General features: G+C 28.8%; 1 protein-coding gene. It reads right to left on the bottom strand.

Features of this window, described 5'->3' with window-relative positions; all coding sequences use genetic code 11:
• Nucleotides 1-7 precede the first annotated feature (7 nt).
• On the bottom strand, nt 8-441 hold a 434-nt coding region (locus tag M3226_RS31655; RefSeq protein WP_251573438.1), incomplete at its 5' end, for a hypothetical protein.

Raw genomic sequence — 441 nt, 5'->3', positions numbered from 1 at the left:
GTCTAAATCAACTATTAGAAAGTAAGTTATCAAAAAATACTTCAACTTTTTCTAAATCGGCTTCATTCAAATTAAGACTTTCAAGCTCAACAATAAATTTCTTATCAGTTTGAATGATTTTTCCAATAGTCTTACCTTCTTTCTTGTAAGATTTCCTTACCTTGGTATTAGTAGGATGTTGATTTGAAAGAGAGTTATTAGATTTATTTTTTATAAAGTCTGGTAACTTACTTTGCTTCAAGTGGCTACTGATAATTAAATCAAACCCTTCGGAAAGAAGCGGTAAAAATTCATCATGAGGAATATTAAGCTGTTTTCTTAGTGTGGCTAATTGTTCAATAGTATCGGCCGAGATGATGTTAGGATGATTATCTAATTTGGCTAGTAAATTATTATCTAAAATTTCAAAAGCAAATAATTTGTAAAGTTTCTGTCTAGAAA

The sequence above is a fragment of the Neobacillus cucumis genome, from assembly GCF_023715505.1.
Note: the sequence above shows the minus strand (reverse complement) of the source record. Positions and strands in the feature narration are given on the sequence as shown.